Below are 15,006 nucleotides of genomic sequence, written 5' to 3'. Positions count from 1 at the left end.
GTTGAATATATTATTGGGCTAACTTTTCATAATCTATCTTTGGTAATTTAGATAAACGGATGCGGTAAGCAATAATCATCAGGAGTGCTGAAACAACTGCAATCACTAGTAATACCCAAATGTCTGTCACCGAAGATTGACCAATCATCAATGTTTCTCGCAAGCCATGGACAGCATATGACGCTGGTAGCCACGAATGAATTGCCATAAAAAAACCGTTAGAAAGTTCAATTGGGTAAGTACCAGCAGAACCACCTAATTGGAAAATTAATAGTAATAGAGCAATAAAGTTACCGACTTTACCAGCTGCGACGCTCAAGAAAGTGACTAGATTTGAGAAGGCAACCGAAATGCAAATCACCATTAGCAAACTAGCCCAAGGATGAACAGGATTCAAGCCCAGGAAACCAACCATTGCGCTGTATGCGATAGTATTACTAGCGGCGGATGCTGGTTATGGTCAACCATCTTTTGATGAGAACCTTCGGCCAAGTGTTGTCATTAATGCTCAGGAAGCAGCCCGCTCATTAGAATGGATAATCAAAAAACGGGTTGAAAGTAACAATATCGCTACTTTGGCGAATCATGATCCATTAGTAACTCCTGAAGTAATTACCCTTTAAGTGGAGTAAGCAAATCTAAGGGGGCAATTAATTGACTATTAGTGACGATTTTGGAGAAATTTTCAACGCTTTCTGGGTGGGGGTTATTAATCCATGCTAGGATTAAGCCAATCAACCCATCTACAATTAGAACCTTGGCATACTGAACCGGGATCCGGTCATTAAATTCAGCATGGTATAAGGCTACTCGAGTATCAATTTCGTTTGCGGTCAGTTGCCAAAGGCTTTGACGAAAGTTAGGATCCCCATTGGCAGATAGGAGGACGCGAAAGAGGCTGCGCTCACGATGAATGAGTTGTAAAACATGATTTAAAAGCAGGTAATTTTGTTTCCACAATTCCTGCTTGTCGTCTAACGTTTGCACAAAAGACCGATGATCTTCCTGAAAAGCCCTTTGGAGATCAGCTATCACCTTAGTCTCAAGCTGATGCAGCAAGTCATATTTGTCTTGATAGTGCAGGTAAAAGGCCCGCCGACTGATGCCCGCAGTTTTAATCAGTTGGCTGATCGTCAATTGATTAAAAGACTGCTGGCTTAATTCTTTGATAAAGGACCGCTTCAATTGTTCGCTAGTTCGTCGCCAACGTAAATCATTTTTATTGGTTGCCATGATTAGCTCCCTTTCATTTTAATACACATTTTATCCCTAATTATAAATTGAAAAACTGATGAGTAACTTATAAAATCAACACAAAATTAAAAAGGAGAAAGAGAATGAAAAGCGTGATCTTATTTGGAGGTAATGGTTACCTAGGAACAAACTTTGTTAAAGAGTGGCTAGCGCACGGCCCGGCGGATGTCCATTTTTTTGTTTTGGGTCGCTCATTACAAAGCAAAAAAATCAGTACGCACCAGACGAATATTCAAGTGGATGTCACCAATGAGCAAGCGGTATTAGCGGTCCTTCCAGAACAAATAGATTACATCATCGATTTTGTCGGTGCACCTAGCAAGGCCCCCCAATCTTTTGCCAAATTAAACTATGAACCCGCATCCGTCATGAAAAAGATTGCAGAACAAAAAAATGTCCGTGCAATGGGCTTTATCGGTGGCGTTCTGGGGCCTAAGAGGTTTACGAAATCTAAAAAGCAGATTATCGATGATTTGAAAACGAGTTTTATTCCCCTGGCTTATGTTGAACCAACCTTAGTGTATGGTGCTGGTCGCCAAGATGCGATGACAAGAAATGTACCAATGTTAAAGATTTTGGGACTATTTTCGAAACGTCTCAAGCCAGTCCGTGTTGAAGACGTCGTAAACAACTTACGAACGAATTTATTACAATATTAAACATATTCACCTCTTACAAAGCGCCAAGTAATGCCAGGATTTGTGGACCTTTTGTGGACCTAGCTGGTTTTTAACTAAAAAAGAGCCTACTCATTTCTGAGTAAGCTCTTTTTGATTTGCTACAAACGTTGATATAGCAGCCTTTGTGACTACTTAACGTCACGGCGCTTTTCAGCAATCCGCGTAGCTTTACCAGTACGTTCGCGTAAGTAGTACAACTTAGCACGACGTACCCGACCATGGCGGATAACTTCAATCTTTTCAACCCGTGGAGTGTGAACTGGGAAAGTCCGTTCCACACCAACACCGTTACTGATCTTCCGAACAGTGTAGGTAGCTGAAATACCTGAACCATGGCGCTTGATAACAACACCTTCAAAAATTTGAACACGTTCACGGGAACCTTCAACAATGAGGGCGTGAACACGAACCGTATCACCGGCACGGAAATCAGGAATGTCATCCCGAAGTTGACTAGCGGTGATCTTTTCAATCAATTGATTTTGACGCATATCTATTCTTTCCTTTCGCCGGAATTCATTCTTTCCCTTGGGAACAGCGGAATACCGTTTATCTGGCTAAACAGCCATAAATAAATATAACATAATTACCTGTCACGCTCAACCATAATTTGAAATTTATGGATGTTGGCGTGAATTTAAAACCGAATGGCGAATGCCATAGGTAAAGTAAACCACCAATCCAATGGCGAACCAGCCCACCATCAATAGTTTGGCATCGACATTGAGGTTCCAGAAAATTACTGCTGAAAAAATGGCAGAAATAGCGGGCAGGTATGGGTACCCCGGCATTTTAAACGACGCATCTGGTAAGTCATGACCTTCCCGTTTGCGAAGCGTATAAATGCCGAGCGAAACGAAAATAAATGCTACCAACGTCCCAGCTGACACTAATGTTGCTAAAAAGGTAAACGGAAAAACGGAACCGAGAATCATCGCCAAAACAGTAATGGTCCATAATGCATGATGAGGAACTTTTTTATCGTTCACCTGGCCCAGCGTCTTCGGTAGTAAACCATCACGTCCAAAAGCATAGATCAGCCGTGATGACGCTAGTAAGATGGCAATCAGAGCGGAAAAGATCCCAATAATGGCAACGATAGATAATAAATTAGCAGTAATGTAGTGACCTGCATGGCGGAGCGCCCAAGCAGCGGGCTCAGCATTGCCCTTGTAGTTCGTATATCTAAACATGCCGACAAGAACGAGGGAGACGGCGATAAAAAATACTGTTCCCAGTACTAACGTCCCAATCAACCCCCGTGGCATCGTTTTTTGTGGATCCTTAGTTTCCGCCGTATTCGCGGCAATCGCATCAAAGCCGACATAAGCAATGAAAATTTGCGATGCGCCAGCCATAATACCGGTCCATCCGCCGAAGGACGTCCCCGGTCGATGAGCAGGAATAAATGGGAAATAATTTTGCGGGTGCAGAGCAGTCGCACCAACAACGATGAACATCACAATGACGATTAGTTTAATTGCCACGATCGTGTTCTCAATTCGGCTTACCTGATGGACCCCATGTGACAATAGAATCCCCACTAGAAGGATCGCGACTGCCGCCAACAGATCAATGTATGAACCCTGCCCCGGATTAAAGCCGCCCGTCAACGCTTTGGGCAATTGGAGACCGAAACTAGCTAAAAAGCCTTGCATATAGGCGGACCACCCCGAAGCCACAAAGGCAACCGAAATAAAATACTCAGCAAGTAACGCCCAGCCAGCAATCCACCCCAAAAATTCGCCGAAGAGCACGTTCATCCATGAAAAGGCTGAGCCCGCGAATGGCAAGACCGACGCCGTTTCCGCATATGCCAGTGCTGACAATCCAGCCCCAATGGCTGCGACAATAAACGCTAAGGGTACTGCTGGTCCAGTATGATCAGCAGCCACGATGCCCGGGAGAGTAAAAATTGCCGTGCCGACAACCATCCCCGTACCCAATCCAATTAAATCAAGGGTCGTCAAAATCGGGTCCAAATTACCATCCTTTAATTGGTAAACTGCCGGATCCTCCTTTTGTAAGAGGCGGTGAATCAATTTACTCGTCATCGTCACTCTCCTGATCCAACTTTAAATCTTGCAGCATAATCTGTTGTTCCCGGGTCAGGTCGGCAGTCTCCAGAAGGTCTGGCCGCCGTTCAAGAGTCCGGCGCAGCGATTCACGCATTCGCCATTCACGAATTTTTTGGTGGTTACCACTCGTCAAGACTTCTGGAACCTTCATTCCGCGAAAATCAGCTGGCCGAGTATATTGAGGGTATTCTAAAAGGCCATTTGAAAAGGAATCACCCATTGGTGAGGCTTGGTTGCCCAACACCCCTGGCACAAAACGGACGGTGGCATCAATCATCACCATGGCCGCCAGTTCACCACCGGTAAGCACATAATCGCCCAGGGAAGCTTCGTCAGTGACTAAATTCCGGATCCGTTCGTCATAGCCCTCGTAATGGCCGCAAATGAAGGTCAGGTGCTCTTCTTGCGACAATTCCTGAGCGTACTTTTGATCAAAACGGCGGCCAGCCGGATCCATTAAAATCACCCGTCCCTTTGGGTATTGGCCTGCCACCTCTTGGTCAATTGCCGCCATCGCGTCATAAATTGGCTGGGCCTGCAGGAGCATTCCTGCGCCCCCACCAAATGGCGCATCGTCCACATGGTTGTGTTTGTCGGTTGTGTATTGGCGAAAATCGGTGACGTGAATGTCTAGGAAGCCATTATCCTGAGCACGCCCAATAATCGACTCCCCTAATGTGGCTTGAAACATATCTGAAAACAGGCTTAAGATATCAATTCGCATTATTCAAGGCCCTCCAGTAATTCAACCGTCACCATTTGTTGATCAAGATCGACCTTCTTGATCACGTCCTTGATGACTGGTAATAACAGATCCTGCTTTCCAGGGCGGTCCACTACCCACACATCGTTAGCACCCGGTGACATAATTTCTTTAATCTCACCCAGTTCACGACCATCGGTAGTCACAACCTTGAGACCGATGATTTGCCGATAGTAATATTCCCCTTCGGCAAGGTCTTCCTGTTGGTCCTCAGCCACCGAAAGGAGACAGTCACGGAATTTTTCAACATCGTTAATATTATCCATGCCCACGAATTTAACCAACATCATCCCCTTATGAGGGCGGGCACTGGCCACCGTAACCGGTAAACGTTCACCCTTCTTTTCAATGACTAATTCAGCACCCGGTTGAAAGCGTTCATCAATGAAGTCAGTAATTGGAACGACCCGGACCTCGCCACGAATGCCATGAGTATTAACAATTCGTCCAACGTGATAATAATTCATTTGATTACTCCTTTGAACTAACAAAAAGGGCTGGGAGTTTGTTCCCAGCCCTTGCTTAATTAATGGCGGTGATCATTAATGACTAACCGAATTTTCTTGGCATTGATTCGTTTATTCCGTGCTCCTTCAACAACTGAACGTAAAGCACTAGCAACGTGACCTTGCCGGCCAATCACCCGTCCCACATCCTGTGGAGCAACATCTAAAACATATTCATGATAACGATTCGTATCACGCTCAGTCACGGTCACGGCACTGGGCTCTTTAACCAATGGCTGAACTAATGCTTGAATCAATTTAGGAAAATCAACGCTTAGCATACATCATGACCTCAAAACCACTACTTCTTAGCGTACTTAGCTTCGTGGTACTTCTTCATAACACCAGCTTTTTGAAGCATGTTACGAACAGTATCAGAAGGTTGTGCACCCTTTTGTAACCATTCCATCACAGCGTCTTCATCAAACTTAACTTGCTTTGGAGTGGTAAGGGGGTTGTAAGTACCAAGACTAGTGATGAAACGACCATCACGTGGTGAACGTGAATCAGCAACAACGATTCGGTAGAATGGACGCTTCTTTGAACCCATACGCTTTAAACGAATCTTTACAGACATTAATGACACCTCCCTCGGCATAATTTTTCTAACAGATAATAATATACCAACTTTCCCGATGATTGTAAAGTATTTTTTCTTGACAGGCTTAATTAATTTTTCAGCGGCTCCAGATGAACAAAACAAAAGTACCGATCGCCAGTGAACACCAGCTATCGGTACCTCATAATTAGTTAAATTTAACCACGATCAGTCCAAGGGAAAGCATCATCATCAACCCAAGGACAACTAGGGCATTCCGGTCATTACCAGTTTGTGGCAATTTTTGAAAATACGTAGTCGTTGGTGGTGTCGTATTGGTAATCACAAAACCGTTGCCATTATTCACTACCGCACTCGTGTAACCTTCCGGAACGTTGACTTCACTAACGGTGTAGGAAATCTTGTGACCATGATCACTGTAAACTGGCAAATCATCAAATGAGGCCGCCCAATCGTTGGCCGCATCTAAGGTCATCGTCTTAATAACTTGACCGTCAGCCAATAAGTTAACCGCGATCGAGTTTGGACGGAGGCCATCTTGGTTATCATTGTCGTCCCAGACCTTTGAAACAGTCGCCGACGTGGTGGCTGGTTGTTCCTTGGAATCTGTCACTGTAACCGCAATCGATTGGTTTGTTTGACTAGGCTTAACCTCAACTGTTTGATCAGCTGCCGTGGTATAACCAGCCGGTGCCGCAGTTTCCTTCAACGGGTACGTACCGTACAGCAATCCAGTAAAGGTCACCGTGCCATCCGCTCCAGTCGTTTGTGGCTCACCCACTGGTTCACCGGCCGCGTTGACGAGTTCAAACGTCGCTCCAGAAAGCTTATTGCCTTCCGGATCGGTTTTGGTGATCACAACTGTGAATGTTTTGGCCTGACCACTACCGCCGGGGCCCGTTAAAAGTCATAATGAAAATTGATTTTAATGTTCGTGTATTGACTCACTGATTGGCCATCAATATTATTGCCATTCAAATCTGTGACCGTCACCTGCAGCTGGTCACTCGTGGGATTCAATTGCTGACCTGTGCTAGTTTCAGTAGTAGTGAAGTCAGTTGAATTTTGCTCACTGGTGGTCGTTGCAGTGCTTTGGTCACTCGCTGACGTATCACTGGCAACCTGAGAATCATCACCCGTGGATTGACTAGTGGGAGTCGAAGTCGTAACCGCCGTTTCTGTTGAATCAGTAGTTGAAGTTTCACTGGCCATTACTGGTTTAGCAACCATTAAGGCCACTACCATGGTCACCACTACAGCAAACAGACTGATCACACTATAGGTTCTCAATCTTTTTAACATACTTTCATCCCCTCCCGTGAGATGATTGCTTTAAGCAGACACCAAAATCATTTTAATTTTGGCTTAATGTCCAGCCGAAAGCAAAAATCATTTTATGAGATGATCAGTATATTTATGTGTAGATAGATCCTTTTTAAGGCTTTCATGTTAACTATTAATTTTTTATAGTTATAATTTCATTTTATCTGATAAAATAATGAGAATTATTACAAAATTTCCATAAAAAAAGTGATTAAATCCAGATTATGAAATAATATTTCATTAATCTCAATTGATTAACTATCGCTTTTTTCTTAATTTGCGGAGCTTCTTCAGACGCTTTTGCTTGTCCTTTTTCATCTTCCTAGCCATCCGATTCATTGCCATCTGCCCCATCTTACCACCGGGCATTTGACCACCCATCATGTTTTGCATGCCAGAAAAATTCCCATTCGTGACCTGTTTCATCATCTTCCGCATTTGTCCGAACTGTTTAATCATCCGGTTGACTTCCACAATTGGTCGTCCGGCCCCGGCAGCTAACCGCCGCCGCCGACTTGGGTTCATCAAATCTGGATTATCCCGCTCGGCTGGAGTCATTGACTGGATAATTGCCTTGATGTGGGTAAACTGTTTCGGATCAATATTGAGGTTTTTCAACGCCGGATTATTTGCCATTCCCGGCATCATTTTCAGGATATTTTCAAGGGGACCCATATTACTAATTTGGTCTAATTGGGCCAAGAAATCATTGTAGTCGAATTCATTAGCCCGCATCTTTTCCATCGTTTCTTGGGCCTGTTCTTCGTCAAAATTCTTTTGGGCCTTTTCGATCAGGGTCATCATATCCCCCATACCCAAGATCCGTGAAGCCATCCGGTCAGGGTGGAAAACATCCAGGTTTTCCATCTTTTCCCCTTCACCAACAAACTTGATTGGCTTGCCAGTGACTGCCCGGATTGACATGGCGGCCCCACCACGGGTATCCCCATCTAACTTAGTCAGGACGACCCCGGTGACGTCAAGTTGATCATCAAATCCTTGCGCCGTGGCCACGGCATTTTGCCCGGTCATGGCATCGACAACCAAAAGAATTTCGTCCGGCTGGGCTAACTCTTTAATGTTAACCAGTTCGCCCATTAATTGTTCATCAATTTGTAAACGACCAGCCGTATCAATAATCACGTAATCGTTGTGGCTTTCCTTGGCCTGGGCAAGCCCTTCACGAACGATCTCAACCGGGTCCACATCGGTGCCCTTTTCAAAGACTGGGACGTCAATGGAATCAGCAACCTGTTGCAGCTGTGTAATAGCGGCTGGCCGATAAACGTCGGCTGCAATGAACAACGGCCGGGCATTGTTTTCATTTTTGAGACGGTAGGCCAATTTACCAGCGGTCGTTGTTTTACCGGCCCCTTGCAGACCAACCATCATAATGATTGTTGGAATATGGTTCGATTTATTTAACGAAACCGCTTCGGTCCCCATTAATGTAGTTAATTCATCATTAACAATTTTAACAATTTGTTGTGCCGGGTTTAAGCCCTTGAGGACTTCAGCACCAGCGGCCTTTTCCCGAACTTTTTTGACAAAATCCTTTACGACCGCAAAGTTAACGTCGGCTTCCAAAAGGGCCAACCGGATTTCCCGCATTGTTTCGCGTAAATCAGCGTCCGTAACTTTTGGCTTCCGTCGCAACTTTTCCATTGCCTTTTGAAGACGTTCAGTTAATCCTTCAAATGCCATTTCCCTAACTCCTCTTTATTCTTCTTCCAAATTTTCCAGGTGAGCCACCAGGTGATTTAATTCTTCGTCATCAGGATAATGCTCCCGAACATAACTTTGAATGCGGTCCGCCTGTTGGTTACGATGGGTAAACTCCGTATACAGGTGCAATTTCCTCTCATAACCTTCTAGAGCTTTCTCGGTGCGTTTAATATTATCATAAACTGCCTGGCGCGACACAGAAAAATCTTCAGCAATTTCACCGAGTGAAAAATCATCGGCATAGTACAGCTGCATATACTCATATTGTTTTTCGGTTAGTAGTGGTGCATAAAATTCAAATAGGTCGTTAATACGTTCGTTCTTTTCTAGTTCCACTTTACCACCTCAATGAACCAGTTTAGTCAGTTGTCACCAAACCCTTAAATAAGCCGTAAACAAATTCACCAGCGTCAAATGCTTGTAGATCATCCACTTTTTCACCCAAGCCAACAAATTTAACTGGCAAGTGCAATTCATTGCGGATGGCTAGCACAATCCCACCACGGGCAGTCCCGTCTAACTTGGTGAGGACAATCCCGGTAACGTCAGTGCTCTCTTTGAATAGTTTAGCTTGATTTAAAGCATTCTGACCGGTCGTGGCATCAAGCACTAACAAAACTTCGTGAGGAGCATCAGGAATCTCCCGGGTCAAGATTCGTTTCATCTTCGCCAATTCATTCATCAAGTTAACTTTGTTTTGTAACCGTCCGGCTGTGTCAACAAAGAGAATATCATATCCCTCATCTTTGGCCTTTTTGACACCATCAAAGACAACTGCAGCCGGATCACCGTTCTCTGGACCAGTAACAATATCAACGCCGTCACGCTTTGCCCAGACATCTAATTGTTCGGTCGCACCGGCCCGAAAAGTATCAGCGGCAGCAAGCAACACTTTTTTACCCTGCTTTTTATACCGCGCCGCCATTTTACCAATCGTGGTCGTTTTACCAGCACCGTTGACCCCAACAAACATAATGACGGTCGGTCCAGATTTGGCAAAATTAATCCCCGACTGTTCATCTTCACCGGCTGCGTCATATAACTCAACCATTTTTTGAATGATAACGTTAGAAACATCCTGCTTGGATTTAGCGTTTTGGAGTTTAACTTCTTCGCGTAGAGAATCACTTAACTTCATCGCCATATCGTAACCGACGTCGGATTCGATCATCATGTCTTCCAAGTCGTCGAAGAAATCTTCATCAACATGACGGAAATTAGCCAGAAATTTATTTAACCGGGCACCAAAACCATGCCGGGACTTTGCTAAACCACTGTCGTACTTGCGTTCTTCATCACTGGCCGCACTATTTTGTTCATCAACCGTGGAGCCTTCTGCAACGGTATCTTCAACAGTAGCCGAACCTTCATTTGCTGCTTCACTAGTGCTGGTCGAAGTTAGAGACGCAACAGAACTAATCGTTGATTGTGATGATCCAGCCACTTGCGTCAATGATTGCTCGACCAAGGAAGCCACAGTCTGCTCACTATTGGTCACTGATTCAGACACGGCCACAGAAACTGATTCGGTTTCTGATACTTCCGCTTGGGAAGAAGAAACTGATTCTGCTACTGAGAGTGAGGTTGATTCACTAACCGATTCAGAAACGCTGACTGAAATTGATTGACTCGTCGACGTTACGAGACTAGTTAGACTATTAGCGCTTAAAGAGCCAGTAGTTGATTCGGACGTCACTGCCGAAGTGGTGGTTGATTGAGTGGACGGTTGTTCAACAGATTGTTCCTTTTTATGCCGTCTTCTAAAAATATCAAATAATCCCATTGTTAACACTCTCCGTTAATTATTATCGTTATCGGTTCCTAGAGTTTTAGCGATATCAACTGACACGACTTCAGAAATCCCTGATTCTTGCATCGTCACCCCGTACAAGACATCCGCATTGCGCATTGTCCCTTTTCGGTGGGTAATGACGATAAATTGGGGGCCTGAATCGCCAAATTTATCAAGATAATCTGCGAAGCGGTCCACATTGACATCATCCAATGCGGCCTCCGGTTCGTCCAGGATCGCAAATGGCACCGGCCGGACTTGTAAGATTGCAAATAGCAACGCGATCGCGGTCAACGCTTGTTCACCACCAGATAGCAAGCTTAACTGTTGGTTTTTCTTGCCAGGCGGTTGGGCCATAATATCAATCCCAGTTTCCAAAAGATTATCTGGTTCGGTCAGAATTAATTTTGCCTGACCACCATTAAAAATCTGCTGGAAAGTCTTGGCAAACGATGCCGAAACCTCATTAAAGGTTTGGCGGAAACGATCCTTAACCTGCTGATCCATCTCATTCATGGTAGATTCAAGCTGAGTTTTGGCGGTCACTAAGTCATCTTTTTGAACTTTTAAGAAATCATACCGCTGGGCAACCTGCTTGTATTCATCAATTGAACCAAGATTGACATTGCCCAGTTCAGCCAATCCCCGTTTGAGCAGTTTAATCTGGCGGTTTAATTCCTCATCAGAAATGGTCGATTGGTCCTCTTCGGCCTCTTTTAAGGTCATATGGTAACGTTCGCTCAAGCGATTTAGTCCTTGATCTAGCTCAGCTTCCAAGTGCCCCTTTTGATCATTCAGTCCAGACAGTTCATTCAATGCCGCCCGCGTGAGTTCTTGCAACCGGTCTGTTTTCTGATCTAGGTCACCGATCGATTCTTCCAGTTCCTCTTGCTGCTTCGAACAATTGGCCACCGTTGAGCGTGCCTTCTTCAGGATCTCCTGAGCGTCAGCAATTGCCTTTTCGTTACTTGCAGCACTTCCTTGGTCATCCGCGGAAGACGATTCTAATTGCTGCAACTGCTGGTCTAACTGCCCCAGCTGATTTTGCAAACGCGTTTGTTGTTGCCCCAGCTCATTATGGCGCTCCGTGAGTTGACTAAGCCGCTCCTGGTTAACCGCCAATTGTTGTTCTAGTCCACGAACCACCTGTTCCTGACTAGAAGCATTCTCCTGCAATTCACTAATTTGGCCTTTAACGTGTTGGACCTGTTCCTTAGTCTCCGTCAGTTGCTGGTTTAGTGTTTGCTCCCGACTGGCGTTAGCCGCCGATTGATCATCAAACGACTGTTGCTGATCATTCCGTTGACTGGACTGGAATTCCAGCGCCTTAACGCGGCGTCTTAAATCATTCTGTTGATTTTCCAACAATTTAACCGTCGTTTGCAGCTGGTTTAGTCCTTGCTGTTTTTCACTTAGTTCACCCTGCAATTTAGCGATGACTTGTTGGTTAGATTGCCGAGCCGTCGCCAGCTTTTGGACCTGCTCCTCAAGTTGGTTAGCAGTTTGCTGGGCGTCTTGCAGGTTGGTTTTTAACTGGGCCAGTTGCTGTTTTTGACTCAGCAGACCAACTCGTTGATATCGGTTAGCTCCCCCTGTCATCGCACCACTAGCGTTGATTAGCTGGCCATCGAGGGTAATCACCCGGATTTGGTGACAACCGGCTTTGCTGATTGCTGTCGCATGGTCGAGATTATCGGCAACTACCGTGGTTGACAGTAAATGGCTAACCACCTTTGTATACTGTTCAGGGTATTGAATCAAAGCACTTGCTTGACCAATAAAGCCAGGCATTTGCTGAACTTGTGCCAGGCTTTGAGGCGTCCAACCAGTGCGCAGGGTGTCTAACGGCAGGATGGTGACCCGACCGCCCCGTTGCTGAATCAAGTAATTGATGATTTGTTTCCCGGTTGCTTGGGTATCCACCACGAGTTGTTGTAACTGGCTGCCTAGGACCGTTTCAATTGCGGTAGTGTACTTGGCAGGCACTTTAATCAATTCACTTACTGATCCAGCTAAACCAGTAAAGCGGTCCCGCGCTTTTAAAACGTTCTGCACCCCCGCATAGTAGCCAGTGTAGTCCGCGGCCATTGCTTGGTAATTTTTAACTTGCCGTTGGGCCGATTGTTCATTCCCCAATGCTTGATACCATTGCTTTTGGGTTTGCTCATATTGATCTTGTAACTGACGCTGTTGTTGGTTTTCTCTGGTGAATTCCCGTTGAACATCATCGACCGCAGTTTGCGCTGCTTTCAAAGCTTGATTTTGCGCTGCTAGCTGGTGTTCCACTTGCACTAACTGTTCACGACTCGTCGTTAAATTCTGCTGATCTTGTTTAGCCACATTTTGGTTTCGTTCGTGGTTTTGTTCAAGATAAACCCGCTCATTGTGGACAGAAGTCAACTGCTGCATCAAATCAACCTGCTGGGCCTGTAAGTCTTCCAACTGGCCTTCCAGTTTCTTGGTCCGTTCAGCAGCACTCATTGACTTGGCCTCGCGCAACTCGGTTTTCTGTTGCGCAATTTGGTCTTTCAATGAACTAATTTTTTCCTGATTGTCGTTCAGACGGTCAGCCAACGTTGCTAATTGATCATTAATGCTCTCCGTTTGTTGGTTCAAGCGTTGCCGATCCTTTTCACGTTGTTCCTGACGAATCGACGATAATGATTGCTGGTTTTCCAGCTTGGCAATTTCTTCAACCTTGTCCGTAACCTGGTTTTGGGCCGCGTCTTTCGTTTGTAAAAGCTGACGGCGCTGCTCTTGAAGCTTAGCTAATTGGTCCTTGGCCGTTTTGCTTTTTTGATCATAATCAGCACTCAGTTGATTAGAATGCGTTAATTGCTGACGTACTTCTGCTAATTGCTTTTGGTCTGCAAGGACTTGTCGAACCGTTTTTGTTCGATCATATTGATCCAAGTGCTGCTTTTGTTCTAGATAGTCCTGGGCTAGTGAACTTTCCTCTTTGAGTGGTTCGATCCGGCGCTGTAATTCAACGATAATATCATTGACCCGATCAAGGCGGTCAGCCGTCTGGGCTAACTTTTTCTCAGCACTAACCTTATTTTGTTTGTACTTGGCGACTCCCGCGACCGTTTCAATCACGCGCCGTCGATCACTGGGTTGACCATTAAAAATTTCGGCCACCCGCCCCTGCGAAATGATGGAAAAAGATTCCCGGCCAATTCCGGAATCAATGAAAAGATCCACAATATCCTTTAAGCGAACCTGGTGATCATTAATGAGGTACTCACTCTCACCATTTCGATACAATTTTCGGGTAACCGTGATTGTTGAATATTCACTTTTTAGGTAGTGGTCACTATTGTCGAGCGTCATCTTGACGACGGCCCGATTCAAAGGTTGATGGTCCTTTGAGCCGTTGAAAATCACGTCAACCATTTTACCACCCCGTAAGGTTTTGGCAGACTGCTCGCCCATGACCCAACGAATGGCTTCGATAATATTACTCTTACCACTCCCGTTCGGCCCAATAATTCCGGTCATTCCAGGTTGAAACTGGATCGTCGTTTTCCGTGCAAACGACTTAAAACCATCAATTTCCATTGACACAAGCTGCATTTAAAAGTTCACCAACTTAATTTTTCTGCTTTCGTAACTGCTTTAATGCCTGACTAGCGGCATCCATTTCTGCATGCTTCTTGGAAGAACCGGTCCCCTTGGCCAGCACTTTGCCATCAGCACTTACATCGACCTTAAAGACTGGATCGTTTTCAGTGCCACTTTCATTCAGCAAATGGTATTCAATCTCCACATCCCCATCCCGTTGGAGGAATTCTTGAAGACTGGTCTTGGCGTCAACCGCGTGGTCAAACCACCCCATGTCTAACTTAGGGAAGATCACCCGGTGAATAAATTTTTCAACAGCGTCCCGGCCTTGATCCAGGTATAAGGCCCCAATAAAGGATTCAAAAATATCGCAAAGTAGTCCTGGACGATTACGGGCCCCTGCCATTTCTTCACCCTTACCTAAACGGATGTATTGGTCAAAATGACATTCCTTCGCAAATTTTGAAAAGCTATCCTCGCAAACCATTGCCGCTCTCAACCGCGTTAATTTGCCCTGCGGTAATTCTGGATAACGACGGTAAATATATTCTGAAACAAAAAGTTGCAGCACCGCATCCCCTAAAAATTCAATCCGTTCGTAGTACTTTAAATTTTTACCAGGATGTTCATTGACATATGAGGCCTGCGTAAATGCCTCGGCCAACAATTCTGGGTTCTGGAAGTGAATATCAAACTCATCTGCCAGGTATTGCTGTAATTCAGTAATCATACTTATCCTTTCCTAAAAAAGCCGTCGATGAA

General features: G+C 45.1%; 16 protein-coding genes. 1 reads left to right on the top strand and 15 read right to left on the bottom strand.

Going from position 1 to position 15,006, the window contains the following annotated elements; all coding sequences use genetic code 11:
- Positions 1-10: 10 nt before the first annotated feature.
- Positions 11-430, bottom strand: coding sequence for a YhgE/Pip family protein (locus NFR43_RS02875; RefSeq protein ID WP_275087103.1), 420 nt, complete (start codon positions 428-430; stop codon positions 11-13).
- Positions 431-612: 182 nt separating this feature from the next.
- On the bottom strand, positions 613-1,233 hold the full coding sequence (locus NFR43_RS02870) for a TetR/AcrR family transcriptional regulator (protein ID WP_251546326.1): 621 nt from the start codon (positions 1,231-1,233) through the stop codon (positions 613-615).
- 104 nt (positions 1,234-1,337) lie between these two features.
- Here NFR43_RS02870 and NFR43_RS02865 point away from each other — a divergent pair, with 104 nt between their 5' ends.
- Entirely contained in the window at positions 1,338-1,913 is a 576-nt protein-coding gene (locus tag NFR43_RS02865; RefSeq protein WP_251546324.1) for an NAD-dependent epimerase/dehydratase family protein, read from the top strand.
- A 149-nt stretch (positions 1,914-2,062) separates the two neighbouring features.
- On the opposite strand, the gene rplS is transcribed toward NFR43_RS02865, so the two are convergent.
- From rplS to rnc, 13 genes are all read right to left on the bottom strand, one after another.
- Entirely contained in the window at positions 2,063-2,425 is a 363-nt protein-coding gene (gene rplS, locus NFR43_RS02860) for a 50S ribosomal protein L19 (RefSeq protein ID WP_251546322.1), read from the bottom strand.
- A 126-nt stretch (positions 2,426-2,551) separates the two neighbouring features.
- The gene (locus tag NFR43_RS02855; protein ID WP_251546321.1) at positions 2,552-3,988 is read right to left on the bottom strand and encodes an APC family permease; all 1,437 of its coding nucleotides are present in this window, start codon (positions 3,986-3,988) and stop codon (positions 2,552-2,554) included.
- Entirely contained in the window at positions 3,978-4,736 is a 759-nt protein-coding gene (gene trmD / locus NFR43_RS02850; protein ID WP_251546319.1) for a tRNA (guanosine(37)-N1)-methyltransferase TrmD, read from the bottom strand. Before trmD ends, NFR43_RS02855 begins: the two co-directional genes overlap by 11 nt.
- Complete coding sequence (rimM, locus tag NFR43_RS02845; protein ID WP_251546317.1) at positions 4,736-5,242, bottom strand: ribosome maturation factor RimM; 507 nt, start codon at positions 5,240-5,242, stop codon at positions 4,736-4,738. The genes trmD and rimM overlap by 1 nt, the downstream gene beginning before the upstream one ends.
- 59 nt (positions 5,243-5,301) lie before the next feature.
- Positions 5,302-5,562, bottom strand: a complete 261-nt coding sequence (locus NFR43_RS02840; RefSeq protein WP_251546315.1) for a KH domain-containing protein — start codon at positions 5,560-5,562, stop codon at positions 5,302-5,304.
- Positions 5,563-5,582: 20 nt separating this feature from the next.
- A complete protein-coding gene (gene rpsP / locus NFR43_RS02835; protein WP_003683887.1) occupies positions 5,583-5,858 on the bottom strand; it encodes a 30S ribosomal protein S16 in 276 nt (91 codons plus the stop codon).
- Positions 5,859-6,027: 169 nt separating this feature from the next.
- Positions 6,028-6,699, bottom strand: coding sequence for a Cna B-type domain-containing protein (locus tag NFR43_RS02830; RefSeq protein WP_251546313.1), 672 nt, complete (start codon positions 6,697-6,699; stop codon positions 6,028-6,030).
- 41 nt (positions 6,700-6,740) lie between these two features.
- Positions 6,741-7,142: a hypothetical protein gene (locus tag NFR43_RS02825; RefSeq protein ID WP_251546311.1), complete on the bottom strand. Its 402-nt coding sequence runs from the start codon at positions 7,140-7,142 to the stop codon at positions 6,741-6,743.
- 279 nt (positions 7,143-7,421) lie between these two features.
- A complete protein-coding gene (gene ffh / locus NFR43_RS02820) occupies positions 7,422-8,867 on the bottom strand; it encodes a signal recognition particle protein (RefSeq protein WP_251546309.1) in 1,446 nt (481 codons plus the stop codon).
- A gap of 15 nt (positions 8,868-8,882) precedes the next feature.
- On the bottom strand, positions 8,883-9,224 hold the full coding sequence (locus NFR43_RS02815) for a putative DNA-binding protein (protein ID WP_251546307.1): 342 nt from the start codon (positions 9,222-9,224) through the stop codon (positions 8,883-8,885).
- A gap of 22 nt (positions 9,225-9,246) precedes the next feature.
- Positions 9,247-10,671, bottom strand: a complete 1,425-nt coding sequence (gene ftsY, locus NFR43_RS02810) for a signal recognition particle-docking protein FtsY (protein ID WP_251546305.1) — start codon at positions 10,669-10,671, stop codon at positions 9,247-9,249.
- 15 nt (positions 10,672-10,686) lie between these two features.
- On the bottom strand, positions 10,687-14,256 hold the full coding sequence (smc, locus tag NFR43_RS02805) for a chromosome segregation protein SMC (protein ID WP_251546303.1): 3,570 nt from the start codon (positions 14,254-14,256) through the stop codon (positions 10,687-10,689).
- A gap of 16 nt (positions 14,257-14,272) precedes the next feature.
- Positions 14,273-14,974, bottom strand: coding sequence for a ribonuclease III (rnc, locus tag NFR43_RS02800; protein WP_251546300.1), 702 nt, complete (start codon positions 14,972-14,974; stop codon positions 14,273-14,275).
- Between the last annotated feature and the right edge of the window lie 32 nt (positions 14,975-15,006).

The organism is Limosilactobacillus caecicola (assembly GCF_943192935.1).
GTDB lineage: Bacteria > Bacillota > Bacilli > Lactobacillales > Lactobacillaceae > Limosilactobacillus > Limosilactobacillus caecicola.
This window is presented reverse-complemented; position numbering and strand designations above follow the sequence as displayed.